This is a genomic window from Streptomyces sp. NPDC055632 (genome assembly GCF_053618675.1).
Genome location: NZ_JBSHHY010000056.1, coordinates 20,189 through 33,315 on the forward strand (window position 1 = coordinate 20,189; position 13,127 = coordinate 33,315).

The following is a 13,127-nucleotide window of genomic DNA, read 5'->3' on the forward strand; positions in this document are numbered from 1 at the left end:
CGGCATGACCAACTCCGCGGACCATCCGGCGGAGGGCGCGGACCGGGTCCAGCGGGCGCTGCGCGCGCTCCTGGAGGAGCGCGACCGCCTCCGCAGGGAGAACGACGCCCTCAGGGCCGGCCGCGACGAGCCGATCGCCGTGGTCTCCATGGCCTGCCGCTACCCGGGAGGCGTGTCCTCGCCCGAGGAGCTGTGGGACGTCGTCCGCGAGGGCCGCGACGTCGTCGGGGAGTTCCCCGCCGACCGCGGATGGCGCGACGTGTACGACCCGGACCCCGACGCCACCGGCGCCGCGTACGTGCGCCACGGCGGGTTCCTGACGGACCCGGGCGGCTTCGACGCCGAGTTCTTCGGCATCAGCCCGCGCGAGGCCCTGGCCACCGACCCGCAGCAGCGGCTGCTCCTGGAGACCTCCTGGGAGGCCTTCGAACGGGCCGGGATCGTCCCGGCCGACGTCCGGGGCTCCGAGGTCGGCGTCTTCGCCGGGATCAGCTCGACCGAGTACGGCTGGCGGTTCCTGGAGTCGGGCCGCGGCGACCTGGAGGGCTACCTCCTGTACGGCAGCTCCCTCAGCGTCGCCTCCGGCCGGGTGGCGTACGAACTCGGCCTGACCGGCCCGGCGGTGTCCGTGGACACGGCCTGCTCCTCCTCCCTGGTCTCCCTGCACATGGCCGTGCGGGCGCTGCGCGCGGGGGAGTGCTCCCTCGCCCTGGCCGGCGGGGCGCTGGTCATGTCGACGCCCGCCGCCTTCGTGGAGTTCGCCCGGCAGGGCGCCCTGTCGCCCGACGGCCGGTGCAAGGCCTTCGCCGACGGCGCCGACGGCACCGGCTGGGCCGAGGGCGTCGGCGTCCTGCTCCTGGAGCGGCTCTCCGACGCCCGCCGCAACGGCCACCCGGTCCTCGCCCTCGTCCGGGGCTCCGCCGTCAACCAGGACGGCGCCAGCAACGGCCTGACCGCCCCCAACGGCCTCGCCCAGGAGAAGGTGATCCGCAAGGCCCTGGCCGACGCGGGGGTCGCCGCCTCCGACGTGGACCTGGTCGAGGCCCACGGCACCGGCACCCGGCTCGGCGACCCCATCGAGGCCGGCGCCCTGCTCGCCACGTACGGACAGGGCCGCGAGGCGGACGGCCCGCTGTGGCTGGGCTCGCTGAAGTCGAACATGGGCCACGCCCAGGCCGCCGCGGGCGTCGCCGGGATCATCAAGACCGTCATGGCCCTGCGCCACCGGTACCTGCCGGGGACCCTGCACGCCGACGCGCCCTCGCGGCACGTCGACTGGTCCTCCGGCGCCGTCGAGATCCTGTCGCGGGGACGCGAGTGGACCCGGGAGCGGGGACCCCGGCGGGCGGGCGTCTCCTCCTTCGGCGTCAGCGGCACCAACGCGCACGTGATCCTGGAGGAGGCCCCGCCGCAGGAGCCCGCCGAGGTCACCGCCCCGGAGACCGGCACCGGCGCGCCCGTGCCGTGGCTCCTCTCCGCCAAGACCCCGGCGGCCCTGGAGGGACAGGCCGCCCGGCTGCGCGACGCCGTGGCCGCCGGCGCGGGTGCGGGTGCCGCCTCCGCCTCCGCCCCCGACCCCGCCGCCGTCGGCTGGTCGCTGGCCTCGGGCCGTACGCACTTCGAGCACCGCGCGGTGGTCCTCGGCGGCGACCGCGACGCGCTGCTCGACGGCCTGGACGCGCTCGCCCGCGGCGCCGAGTCCCCCGCCGTGGTGCGCGGCGCCGCCGGGAGGCCCGGCGCCACCGCCTTCGTCTTCCCCGGCCAGGGATCGCAGTGGGTCGGCATGGGCCGGGAGCTGTACGAGGCCTTCCCCGTCTTCGCCCGCAGCCTCGACGCCTGCGCGGCCGCCCTGTCCGAGTGGGTCGACTGGGACCTGGTCGACGTCGTGCGCGGCGCCGAGGGGGCACCGGGCCTGGACCGGGTGGACGTGGTCCAGCCCGCCCTGTTCTCGGTGATGGTCTCCACGGCCGCCCTGTGGCGCTCCTGGGGCGTGGAGCCCTCCGCGGTGATCGGCCACAGCCAGGGCGAGATCGCCGCCGCGTACGTGGGCGGCGCGCTGTCCCTGCGGGACGCCGCCAAGGTCGTGGCGCTGCGCAGCAAGGCCCTGGTCGACCTCATCGGGTACGGCGGGATGGCCTCGGTCGCGGAGTCCGCGGACACCGTGGCGGAACGCCTCGCCCCGTGGGGCGACCGGGTGAGTGTCGCCGTGGTCAACGGCCCCCGCTCCGTCGTGGTCTCCGGCGAGCCGGACGCCCTGGACGAGTTCGTCGAGAAGATGCGGGCCGACGGCTCCCAGGCCCGCCGCATCTCCGTGGACTACGCCTCGCACTCCCCCCACGTGGCCCGGGTCCGCGAGCGCGTCCTCGACGCCCTCGCCGACGTCCGCCCGAAGAGCTCGGACCTGCCCTTCTACTCGACCCTGTACGGCGAGGTGATCGACACCGCGCGGCTCGACGGGACCTACTGGTACGAGAACCTGCGCGAGAAGGTCCTCTTCGAGACCTCCGTGCGCCGGCTGGCCGAGGACGGCTTCCGGGTCTTCGTCGAGATGAGCCCCCACCCCGTCCTGGCCGTCCCCGTCCAGGAGACCGTCGAGGAGGTCCTCGGGGACCACGAGGACGCCCTCGTCCTGTCCTCGGGCCGCCGCGACCGGGGCGAGGCGGAGACCGTGCTCGGCTCCCTCGCCCAGCTCCACACCCGCGGCGGGACCGTCGACTGGCCGGCCCTGTTCCCCGTCCGCCGCCGGGTCGACCTGCCCACGTACGCCTTCCGGCGGCAGCGGTACTGGCTGGACTCCGCCCCGGTGGCGCCGGCCGCCCCGGTCGCACCGGCACCCGGGGAGCTCCCGGCCGGGGAGCCGGACGTCCCGCTGGCGGAGCGGATCTCCCTGCTGCCCGCCGAGGAGGCGGGGGAACTGGCCCTCGCCCACGTCCTGGAGAAGGTCGCCGTGGTCCTCGGCCACGCGTCCGCCGACGCCGTCGACCCCGACCAGGAGTTCAAGGAGATCGGCTTCGACTCCCTGCTGTCGGTGGAGCTGAGCAAGCGCCTCAAGGCCTCCACCGGCCTCGGCCTGAAGGCGAACCTCGTGCTGCGGCACCCGTCCCCGCGACGGATCGCCGGGCACATCGTGTCCTCGATCACCAAGCGTTGATCACCAAGCATTCTTCACTGAGAGGTTGATCCGTATGCGTTCGTTCGGTGCGTCTTCCGCGCACAAGGGCATGTGGCGGGCGCAGCGCATGGCGGCCGACACGCCGAACCATGCGCTGACCATGTGGGACGTGGCCGGCGCGCTGGACGCGCCGGCCGTGGAGGCCGCGTTCCTGCACGTCATGGAGGAGGCGGAGGTGCTGCGCGTCACCTTCTCCGACGACGGCGGCGAACTGCGCCTCACCCCCCGCGAACTGGGGGACTGGCGGCCCTTCCACCTCGACCTGAGCGCCGAGGCCGACCCCGGGCAGGCGGCCCGCGACGCGCTCGCCGACCTGGTCCGCCGCCCCTTCGACCTGGGCCGGGACCTCCTGTTCCGGCTCGGCGTCGTCACCCTCGCGCCCGACCGCTCCCTCCTGGTGATCGCGTACCACCACCTGATCTCGGACGGCTTCGGCGCCGGCGGCCTGCTCTCGCGGCGCCTCGCCGAGGTCTACACGGCCCTGGTCCGCGGCGAGCCGGTCCCGGAGCCGGCACACCCGTGGGACGCCGGGTCCTTCGCCGCCGAGGCCGTCGACTACCTCGCCTCCGAGAGGTTCACCGAGGACTCCGCCTTCTGGCGCGACTACCTCGCCGACGCCCCGCCGCCCGCCCAGGTCCCGCGCCTCGACCTCCCCGAACCCCTGCGCGCCGCGCTCGCCGAACCGCTGGGCGACGCCGACCGCTGGTCCGAGGTGGCCGGCACCATCGGCATGGTGAGCCGGACCCTGACCGTCCCGCGCGCCGAGGCCGACGCCTGGACCGAGACCGCCCGGGACATGGGCGTGTGGCTGTCGCAGATGGTCACCGCCGCCGCCGCGGTGTACCTCCGCCACGCCTGCGACCGCCCGGAGTTCCTCCTCTCCCTGGCCGTCGGCAACCGCGTCGGCGTCGCCGCCCGGACCCCCGGCCTCGCCGTCAACGTGGTCCCGGTCCGCGTGAAGGTCCCGCTCGGCGCGACCTTCGCCGAGGTCGCCGAGGCCATCGCCGACGAGACGTACGAGATCTTCGACCACGCCGGCTGCCACTACTCCGACATCCAGCGCGCCGCCGGCACCGCCCTGAGCGGCCGGGGCAGCTTCGGCACCGTCGTCAACGTCGTGGAGTTCGCGGAGCGGCTCCACTTCGGCGACAGCCCGGCCCGCTACTCCGGCGCGACCACCGGCACCTTCGAGGAGCTGTCCATCGGCGTCTACACCGACGGCGGCCCCGACAGCGACCTCTTCATCCGCCTCGACGCCCCCGCGAACCTGTACCACCGCGCGGAACTGCGCTTCATCGGCGAGTCCCTGATCGCGTACGTGCGGGCCGCGGTCGCCGACACCGATCGGCCGGTCGGCACCCTCCGGACGGTGACCGGCGCCGCGCGCGAGCAGCTCCTGACCGCCCCGAACGCCACCGCCGCGGAGGTCCCGGACCTCACGGTCCCGGAGCTGTTCGCCCGGCAGGCCGGGCGCACCCCCGAGGCCGTCGCCGTCGTCGACGGGGACACCGCCCTCTCGTACCGCGAACTCGACGCGCGCGCCGACCGCCTGGCCCGCGCCCTGCGCCGGCGCGGCACCGGCCCCGAGACCGTCGTCGCGGTGGCCCTGCCCCGCTCGGCGGACCTGGTCACCGCCCTGCTCGCCGTGGCGAAGGCCGGCGGCGCGTACCTGCCGCTCGACCCCGCCCTGCCGGCCGATCTCGTCGCCGCCACGACCGCCGACGCCTCGGCCCGCCTCCTGCTCACCGACGGCACCGGAGCCGGCCCGACGCCCCCGGGACTCACCGCGGCCGTCCTGTCCGACCTGCTCGCCGAGCACACCGACGGCGCATCGGACGGGCCCGCCCTCCCCACCGTCCACCAGGACGGCCTGCTCGCCCTCGCCCACGGCTCCGCCCCGGGCGCCGTGACCGCCCTGACCCACCGCAACCTGCGCCGCTTCGCCCTGGACCGCCGGTGGCGGGAGTCCGGCCCCGGCACCGTGCTCTGGCACGCGCCCGTCACCTCCGAGGCCCTCGCCCTCGACGTGTGGACGACCCTCCTGCACGGCGGCCGCCTCGTCGTCTCCCCCGGGGAGGTGCGCGGCGCCGAGGCCCTGGCCGAGGCGAGCGCCGCGCACGGGATCACCGCCGTGTGGCTGCCCGCCGGCCCGTTCTCGGCCGTCGCGGCGGAACGCCCCGAGGCCCTCGCGGGCCTGCGCGAGGTCCGCACCGGCGGCGACCGCGTCCCGGCGGCGGCCCTGCGCCGGGTCCGCGAGGCCTGCCCCGGACTGACGGTCGTCCACGGCCACGGGTCCCCGGAGACCGCCGTGTTCGCCGCGAGCCACCGCCTCGCGTCCGACCGGCCCGCCGACCGGACGGGCGCGGTCGGCCGCCCGCTGGACAACACCGCCCTGTACGTCCTCGGGCCGGGCCTTGAGCCCGTCCCCGCCGGCGTCCCGGGGGAGCTGTACGTGGCGGGCGACGGCGTGGCCCGCGGCTACGCCGGGCGGCCCGCGGCGACCGCCGAACGGTTCGTGCCCTGCCCCTTCGGCCCGGCCGGCGCGGTCATGTACCGGACCGGGGACCGGGTGCGGTGGAACACCGACGGCGGCCTCGACCCCGTGGGCCGTCCCGGCACCCGGGCCGACGTACGCGGCGTCCGCGTCGAACTGACCGAGGCCGAGGAGCTGCTGTCCGCCCACGACGGGCTCGCGCAGGCCGTCGTGGCCGTGAAGCGGGACGGCACCGGGACGGAGCGCCCGGTCGCGTACGTCGTCCCGGCGGCGGGCCGCGAGGTGTCCGCCGACGAGCTGCGCCGCTTCGCCGCGGGCCTGCTCCCGGAGTCCCTGGTGCCGTCGGTGTTCACGGTCCTCGACCGCCTGCCGGTGACGCCGGCCGGCCGGACCGACCGGGCCGCGCTGCCCGAGCCCGCCTTCGAGGACGGGACGTACAAGGCGCCGCGCAACGACACCGAGCGGGCCCTCGCCGCCGCCTTCGCCGAGGTCCTCGAACTGGACCGGGTCGGCATCGACCAGGACTTCTTCGACCTCGGCGGCAACTCGCTGCGGGCGATCCGGCTCGTCGGCCTGATCCGCCAGGAGCTCAAGCAGGAGGTGACGATCCGCAGGCTGTTCGCGGCCCGCACGGTCATCGGCCTCTCCGACATGTGGAACGACCTCACCCGCTCCAGCCGCCCGAGCCTGCGGCGGCGCACCAAGGAGGGCGCGGTCCTCTAGGAGACGCGCGGAGGCCCGGCCGACTCTCGTCGGCCGGGCCTCCGTCGTTCCCGTGGCACCCGGCTCCGTCAGACGCGGCCCGTGAGGGCGGGCAGCCCGCCGGTGACGGCCCCGGCCACCCCGGCGAGGTGGTCGTTGAGGTAGAAGTGGCCGCCGGTGAAGACCTTCAGGTCGAACGCGCCGGTCGTGTGGGCCCGCCAGGCCTCCGCGTCCGCCACCGACACCATCGGGTCGCCGTCCCCGATCAGCGCGGTCACCGGGACGGGCAGCGGCTCGCCGCCCTCCCAGCCGTACGCGCTCAGGGCCCGGTAGTCGGCCCGCAGCGCCGGCAGCACCATCTCCAGGACCTCGGGGTTGTCGAGCATGGACGGGGCGGTGCCGTTCAGCCGGCGCACCTCCGCCAGGACGTCGGCGTCGTCGAAGGTCCCGGTGAACGGGCTGGGCCGGGTCTCCGGGGCGCCCCGCCCGGACAGGAACAGCCGCTCGGGGGCGGGGACGCCGTCGCGGGCGAGCAGCCGGGCCGTCTCGAAGGCCACGAGCGCGCCCATGCTGTGGCCGAACAGGGCGTACGGCCGGTCCGGCTCGGCGGCGACGCCCCGGGCCAGCTCCCCGGCCACGGCCTCGACGAGCGGGGCCAGGGCCGTGAACGGCTCCTCGCGGTACCGGTCCTGGCGCCCGGGGTACTGCACGGCCACCACGTCCAGGTCCGCGGGCAGCGTCCGCGCGAGCTGCGCGTACGCCGTCGCGGCGCCCCCGGCGTGCGGGAAGCACACGAGCCGGGGGCCGTCGCCCACGGTCTTGGTGAAGCGCCGGAACCACGTGCTGTTCATCCTGCTGTCCCTTCGTCTGTGCGGAGCGGGCCTCCCCGTCCCGGACACGGCGAAGGCCGCCGGTGCCCCGGGGGGATGGGGACGCCGGCGGCCGGTTTCGCCGCTCCGCGGGGGTCTGAGCCCGTCCGTGCCGGAGCTCGCCACCCGAGCATCGCGCTCCGCCCTCGACACGCGCTCGCGAGGCGGTCGAGGGCGGGGCGGATCGCCCGGGGACTACTTCGGGTCGCGGTCGAACTGGGACTTGGACCAGCGGTAGCCGAGCGCGGTCAGGGCCAGGCACCAGGCGACGGCGATCCAGCCGCTGTTGCCGATCTCGGTGCCGAGGAGCAGGCCGCGGAGGGTCTCGATGGCGGGGGTGAAGGGCTGGTACTCGGCGATCGGCTGGAACCAGCCCGGCATCGACTCGATCGGCACGAAGGCGCTGGAGATCAGCGGCAGCAGGATCAGCGGCGTGGCGCTGTTGCTGGCGGCCTCCGCGTTCGGGCTGCCCAGGCCCATGCCGACCGCGATCCAGGTGAACGCCAGGGCGAACAGGGCGAGCAGGCCGAGCGCCGCGATCCACTCGACGAAGCTCGCGTCCGTGGACCGGAAGCCGATGGCCACGCCGACCGCGCCGACCAGGACGACGGCGAGGATCGCCTGGAGCACGCTGCCGGCGACGTGCCCGAAGAGCACGGACCCGCGGTGGATGGCCATGGTGCGGAAGCGGGCGATGATGCCCTCGTTCATGTCGGTGGCGACGGACACGGCGGTGCCGACCAGGGTGGAGCCGATCGTCATCAGCAGCACGCCGGGGACGACGTACGCGATGTAGGCGTCGCGGCCCGCTCCCTCGCCGAGGCCCGAGCCCATGGCGTCGCCGAAGATGTAGACGAAGAGCAGGAGCAGCATGATCGGCGTGAGCAGCAGGTTGAGCGTGAGGGAGGGGTAGCGCCGGGCGTGCAGGAGGTTGCGGCGCAGCATCGTGGTCGAGTCGCGCACGGCGAGGGACAGGGAGCTCATCGGGCAGCCTCCTTCGGCTGGTTCGCCTGGGCGGGGACGTCGGTGCCGGTGAGGGCGAAGAAGACGTCGTCGAGGTCGGGGGTGTGGACGGTGAGCTCGTCGGCCTCGATGCCGGCGGAGTCCAGCCGGTCGAGGATGGCGCGCAGGTCGCGCTGGCTGCCGTCGCTCAGGATCTGGAGGGACAGCGACTCCTCCTCCCGGGCCGCCTCGCGCAGCGTGTCGGCGGCGCTGCGGTAGGCGGCGGGGTCGGTGAAGCGGAGGCGGACGTGCCCGCCGGGGATGAGCCGCTTGAGCTCCTCGGCGGTGCCCTCGGCGGCGATCCTGCCGTTGTTGAGGACGGCGATGCGGTCGGCGAGCTGGTCGGCCTCCTCCAGGTACTGGGTGGTGAGGAAGACGGTGACGCCGCCGGCGACGAGCTCGCGGACGATCTGCCACATGTCGTGGCGGGAGCGCGGGTCGAGGCCGGTGGTGGGCTCGTCGAGGAAGATGATCCTGGGGTTGCCGACCAGGGTCATGGCGATGTCGAGGCGGCGCTTCATGCCGCCGGAGTAGGTGGAGGCCGGCTTCTTCGCGGCCTCCACGAGGTCGAAGCGCTGCAGGAGTTCGGCGGTGACCCGGCGGCCCTCCTCCTTGGACAGGTGGTGCAGGTCGGCCATGAGGAGCATGTTCTCCTCGCCGGTGATCAGGCCGTCGACGGCGGAGAACTGCCCCGTGACGCCGATCGCGGCGCGGACCTTCTGCGCGTCGGACGCCAGGTCGTGGCCGCCGACGGCGGCCTGGCCGCCGTCGGCTCCGATCAGGGTGGACAGGATCTTCACGACGGTCGTCTTGCCGGCCCCGTTCGGTCCGAGCAGGGAGAAGACGGTACCGGTGGGAACGGTCAGGTCGACGCCGTCGAGGACGGTCTTGTCGCCGTACGACTTGCGCAGTCCGTGCGCCGCGATCGCCAGGTCGGACATGGGCGTGTGCTCCTCGGAGAGTGGGGGCGCGGTCAGTTGCTGTGGGCGGTGATGTCGCCGTGGGCGGTGGTGGCGCGGATGGTGAGGCCGGCTCCGGCGCCCTCGGCGTTCCGGAGGGAGTTGGAGACCCGGCCGTGGGTGGTGCCGGCGTCGAGGGTGGCGGAGACCCCGGGGGCCGCGCCGACGGTGATGGAACCGGACTGGGTGGCCAGGACAAGCTGCCCGCCCAGGGCCTCGACGATGCGCAGGTCGCCCCGCGCGGTGGTGAGTTCGGCGGAGCCGTCCAGGCGGCCGACGGTGATGTCGCCGTCCTGGAGGGTCAGGCGGACGCTCGCGGCCTCGTCGAGCTCGACCGGGCCCTGGGCGCTGTCGAAGGAGACGTCGCCGAGCCGGCCGGTGCCCCGCAGGTCCGCGGCGGCGGCCTTGGCCTCGACGCGGGAGCCGGCCGGGAGCTGGACGGTGACCTCGACGGAGCCGGAGGAGCCGAGGATCCTGTTCTTGGCCTCGGGGGCCTCGATCCGCAGGACACCGTCGGCGAAGGCGACCGTGGTCTCCTCCGCCGCCTTCACGTCCTTGCTCTTGGAGGCGACGGCCGGGCGGACCTCGACCGTGGTGTCGGCGCGGTCGGCGGCGACGAGACGGATGTGACCGGCGGGGATCTCGACGACGGCGGTGATCGCTGCGGGGGTCTGGAAGGTCTGCATGGTGTCTGCTCCTGAAGTCGTTCCCGACGGTGTCCTCGTTGTTTCTGACACAGGAAAAGCTACGTTGCGTTCACGTCTCTGGCAACACCTTCGTTGCGCACTATCGGTAAAACCGCAGGTGGTTGACGTGAAATCATTGCGAAGAGCTCAAAGCTAACGCAATGACTGATGTCTCGTTCATTGCAATGAACTGAGGGTGAACGCTATGGAGCCGCCCTGGGGCGCACACGGCGGAGGGCCCGCGGGGGACCGGGGCCCTCCGCCGTGTGCGGTACACCGGATCAGTGCGCCGGCTCGTGCTCGCGCCGGGGGCCCGGCATCCCGGTCCGGTCGCCGTCGGCCGGCCGGCCGCTCAGCTTCTCGCCCTCGACGTCCAGGTTCGGCAGGACCCGGTCGAGCCACTTCGGCAGCCACCAGGCGGAGGCGCCCAGCAGGGCGAACAGGGCCGGGACGATGGCCATGCGGACCACGAACGCGTCGAAGAGGACGGCCGACGCGAGGGCGAAGCCGATCATCTTGATCAGGTCGTTCTGCTCCGTGATGAAGCCGGAGAAGACGCTGATCATGATGATCGCGGCCGCGCCGACCACGCGTCCGCCGTGGCGGAAGCCGGTGACGACCGCCTCGCCGGGCTCCGCCCCGTGCACGTACGCCTCGCGCATCCGGCTGACCAGGAACACCTCGTAGTCCATCGCGAGGCCGAACACCACGCCGATCATGACGATCGGCATCGTGCTCATCACCGGACCGGCCTCCTTGACGCCGAACACGTCGGCGAGCCAGCCCCACTGGAAGACGGCGACCACGGCCCCGAGGGCCGCGCCGACCGACAGCAGGAAGCCGAGCGCGGCCTTGAGCGGCACCAGGACCGACCGGAAGACGAGCACCAGGAGCAGGAAGGCCAGGCCGACCACGAGCGCGAGGTACGGCACCAGGGCGTCGTCCAGCGTCTTGGAGAAGTCGATGAACACCGCGGTCTGGCCGGTGACGAGGACCTCGCTCGCGCCGGTGGCGTTCTCGATGCCGTCCAGTCCGGCGCGGATCGTGCGGACCAGCTCCTCGGTGGCGTGATCGTTGGGCCCGGTGCTCGGCACGAGGTTCAGGATCGCGGTGTCGTTCCCCGCGTTGGGCACGGGCGGCGAGACGGAGACGACCCCGTCGACCTCGGCCAGCTCCTTCCCGACGCCGCGCGCCGCGGCCGCGGCGTCCTCGGCGCTCACGGTGATCATCAGCGGTCCGTTGAAGCCGGGGCCGAACGACTCCGACAGCATGTCGTACGCCTTGCGCTGGGTGGTCTCGGTGGCCATGGTGCCCTCGCCGGGCAGGCCCAGCTCCAGACTGGCGGCGGGCACGGCGATCGTGCCGAGGCCGACCACGCCGACGAGCAGGACGGCCACCGGGTGGCGCAGCACGTAACCGGCCCAGCGCGTGCCCAGGTTGGGCTTGGTCCGGGCGGCCTCCTTGGCGGCCTTCCGCTCCTGCCGGGCGGAGAGCGGCTTGCCGGTGACCGCCTTGCGGTCGATGCGGCGCAGCACCTTGACCGGCGCGAAGCCGAGCAGGGCGGGGACGAGGGTGACCGCGACGAGCACGGCGACGGCGACGGTGCCCGCCGCGGACAGGCCCATCTTGGTGAGCACGGGCACGTTCACCACGGCGAGGCCGGCGAGCGCGATGATGACGGTGAGCCCCGCGAAGACGACCGCCGAGCCGGCGGTGCCGACGGCCCGCCCGGCGGCCTCCCGGCGCTCGTGGCCCTCGGCGATCTCGGAGCGGTAGCGGGAGATGATGAACAGGGCGTAGTCGATGCCGACGGCGAGGCCGATCATCATGGCCAGCGTCGAGGTGTTCGTGGACAGGCCGAACGTGCTGCCGAGCGCGGTGATGCCGCTGATGCCGACGCCGACGCCGATGAGGGCGGTCAGCAGGGGCATGCCGGCGGCGATCAGCGAACCGAAGGTGATCAGCAGGACCACGGCGGAGACGAGGACGCCGACGATCTCGGCGCCGCCCATCGCGGTCTCGATCTTGACGGCGTCACCGCCCGCCTCGACGGTCAGGCCCTTGGCCCGGGCGTTCTCGAACGCCTTCGCCTGCGCCTCGTGCTCCTCCTCGGTCAGCTGGAGACCGGGGACCTTGTACGAGACGACCGCGTACGCGGTACCGGCGTCCTTGCTGACGCCCCCGGTCAGGTACGGATCGGTGACCCCGACAACCCCCGGGGCCTTCTTCAGCTCGGCGAGGAGTCCGGAGACCGCCGGCTTGTGCTGCGGGCCGGAGACGTCCTGGCCCTCGGGCGCGCGGATCACCACCCGGGCGCTGGCCCCTTCGGCGCCGGCGGCCGGGAACTTCTCCTTGAGCAGGTCGAAGGCCTTCTGCGACTCCGTGCCGGGCATGGAGAAGGTGTCGGCCGGGGGCGGAGGGGCCGAGGAGGCCGCGACCCCTCCGCCCACGAAGACCAGCAGCCACAACAGCACTGTCAGGCCGCGCCTTCGGAACGCGAAGCGTCCCAGTCTGTGGAGGAACGTTGCCATGGTGGGGGGACTCCCGTCGGGTGAGTGGCAGCAAGCCCGGGAAGATTAACAAACCGCGCGTACGGTTTTATGTGGACGCGATGCCTTTCCGTCACCCCGGAACCCCTCCTGGGGCATGACGGAGCCACGTGCCACCCGACCTGGCCCCGCGCGCCGCTCCTCGCTCCGGAACGCGTGACGGCGGAACCCGCGCGCGCCCGGACCGGGGAATCGGCACGTCGTCAGGGTGAGGCAGTGCGCTGGAGGACCGGTCGAGTCTCGATCGACTTCGCGGGGGCCGGCCGGCGACATCCGGACGGACGGGGCGACAGGCGACCCAACAGGCCCCTAAACCTTGAGAGGCCGACAAAAATAAACCAACTTAGCGGTTTTTTATGGCCGAAAATCTACCCCGGAAGGGGATATTCCTCGCTCCGCCGGACGACGGCGCGAGCGCCTCTCTATCGGCGGTGCCTACTCTCCGGGCGGCAGATGACCTTGCACCGACCGCCTGTCCGCCGACGTTCTCCGTCTCCACCCGCGGACCAGCACCGACGGGAGCCGACACACGCATGTCCGTGGAAACCACCGCCCCTGGCACCACAGGGGCGCGCGACAAAGAAGTCCGCCGCCTGGACCGGGTGATCATTCGTTTTGCGGGTGATTCGGGTGACGGTATGCAGCTCACCGGGGATCGGTTCACGTCGGAGACGGCGTCGTTCGGGAATGATCT

General features: G+C 73.8%; 7 protein-coding genes. 2 read left to right on the forward strand and 5 right to left on the reverse strand.

Annotated elements, in window-relative coordinates; genetic code table 11:
- Nucleotides 1-4: 4 nt before the first annotated feature.
- Together ACWGSR_RS35390 and ACWGSR_RS35395 are read left to right on the forward strand one after the other, a co-directional pair.
- Nucleotides 5-3,151, forward strand: a complete 3,147-nt coding sequence (locus ACWGSR_RS35390) for a type I polyketide synthase (protein WP_453573090.1) — start codon at nucleotides 5-7, stop codon at nucleotides 3,149-3,151.
- A 34-nt stretch (nucleotides 3,152-3,185) separates the two neighbouring features.
- Nucleotides 3,186-6,389 carry an AMP-binding protein gene (locus ACWGSR_RS35395; RefSeq protein ID WP_453573093.1) on the forward strand — a complete coding sequence of 1,068 codons (3,204 nt, stop codon included), beginning with the start codon at nucleotides 3,186-3,188 and terminating at the stop codon, nucleotides 6,387-6,389.
- A 68-nt stretch (nucleotides 6,390-6,457) separates the two neighbouring features.
- Here the strand turns inward: ACWGSR_RS35395 and ACWGSR_RS35400 are convergent, their stop codons facing one another.
- The 5 genes from ACWGSR_RS35400 to ACWGSR_RS35420 form a co-directional block, all read right to left on the reverse strand.
- Nucleotides 6,458-7,219 (reverse strand): thioesterase II family protein, encoded by a 762-nt coding sequence (locus ACWGSR_RS35400; RefSeq protein ID WP_453573096.1) that lies wholly within the window; start codon nucleotides 7,217-7,219, stop codon nucleotides 6,458-6,460.
- Between the two features lie 213 nt (nucleotides 7,220-7,432).
- Nucleotides 7,433-8,221 carry an ABC transporter permease gene (locus ACWGSR_RS35405; RefSeq protein ID WP_376247044.1) on the reverse strand — a complete coding sequence of 263 codons (789 nt, stop codon included), beginning with the start codon at nucleotides 8,219-8,221 and terminating at the stop codon, nucleotides 7,433-7,435.
- A complete protein-coding gene (locus ACWGSR_RS35410; protein ID WP_453573099.1) occupies nucleotides 8,218-9,180 on the reverse strand; it encodes an ATP-binding cassette domain-containing protein in 963 nt (320 codons plus the stop codon). Before ACWGSR_RS35410 ends, ACWGSR_RS35405 begins: the two co-directional genes overlap by 4 nt.
- Nucleotides 9,181-9,212: 32 nt before the next feature.
- A complete protein-coding gene (locus ACWGSR_RS35415; RefSeq protein ID WP_453573101.1) occupies nucleotides 9,213-9,884 on the reverse strand; it encodes a DUF4097 family beta strand repeat-containing protein in 672 nt (223 codons plus the stop codon).
- Nucleotides 9,885-10,165: 281 nt separating this feature from the next.
- Nucleotides 10,166-12,415 (reverse strand): MMPL family transporter, encoded by a 2,250-nt coding sequence (locus tag ACWGSR_RS35420; RefSeq protein ID WP_453573104.1) that lies wholly within the window; start codon nucleotides 12,413-12,415, stop codon nucleotides 10,166-10,168.
- Nucleotides 12,416-13,127 lie beyond the last annotated feature (712 nt).

Excerpts from the sequence above, each read along its gene's own strand:
- ACWGSR_RS35390 (WP_453573090.1), top strand. The coding sequence starts at position 5 with ATGACCAACTCCGCGGACCATCCGGCGGAGGGCGCGGACCGGGTCCAG.
- ACWGSR_RS35395 (WP_453573093.1), top strand. The coding sequence starts at position 3,186 with ATGCGTTCGTTCGGTGCGTCTTCCGCGCACAAGGGCATGTGGCGGGCG.
- ACWGSR_RS35400 (WP_453573096.1), bottom strand. The coding sequence starts at position 7,219 with ATGAACAGCACGTGGTTCCGGCGCTTCACCAAGACCGTGGGCGACGGC.
- ACWGSR_RS35405 (WP_376247044.1), bottom strand. The coding sequence starts at position 8,221 with ATGAGCTCCCTGTCCCTCGCCGTGCGCGACTCGACCACGATGCTGCGC.
- ACWGSR_RS35410 (WP_453573099.1), bottom strand. The coding sequence starts at position 9,180 with ATGTCCGACCTGGCGATCGCGGCGCACGGACTGCGCAAGTCGTACGGC.
- ACWGSR_RS35415 (WP_453573101.1), bottom strand. The coding sequence starts at position 9,884 with ATGCAGACCTTCCAGACCCCCGCAGCGATCACCGCCGTCGTCGAGATC.
- ACWGSR_RS35420 (WP_453573104.1), bottom strand. The coding sequence starts at position 12,415 with ATGGCAACGTTCCTCCACAGACTGGGACGCTTCGCGTTCCGAAGGCGC.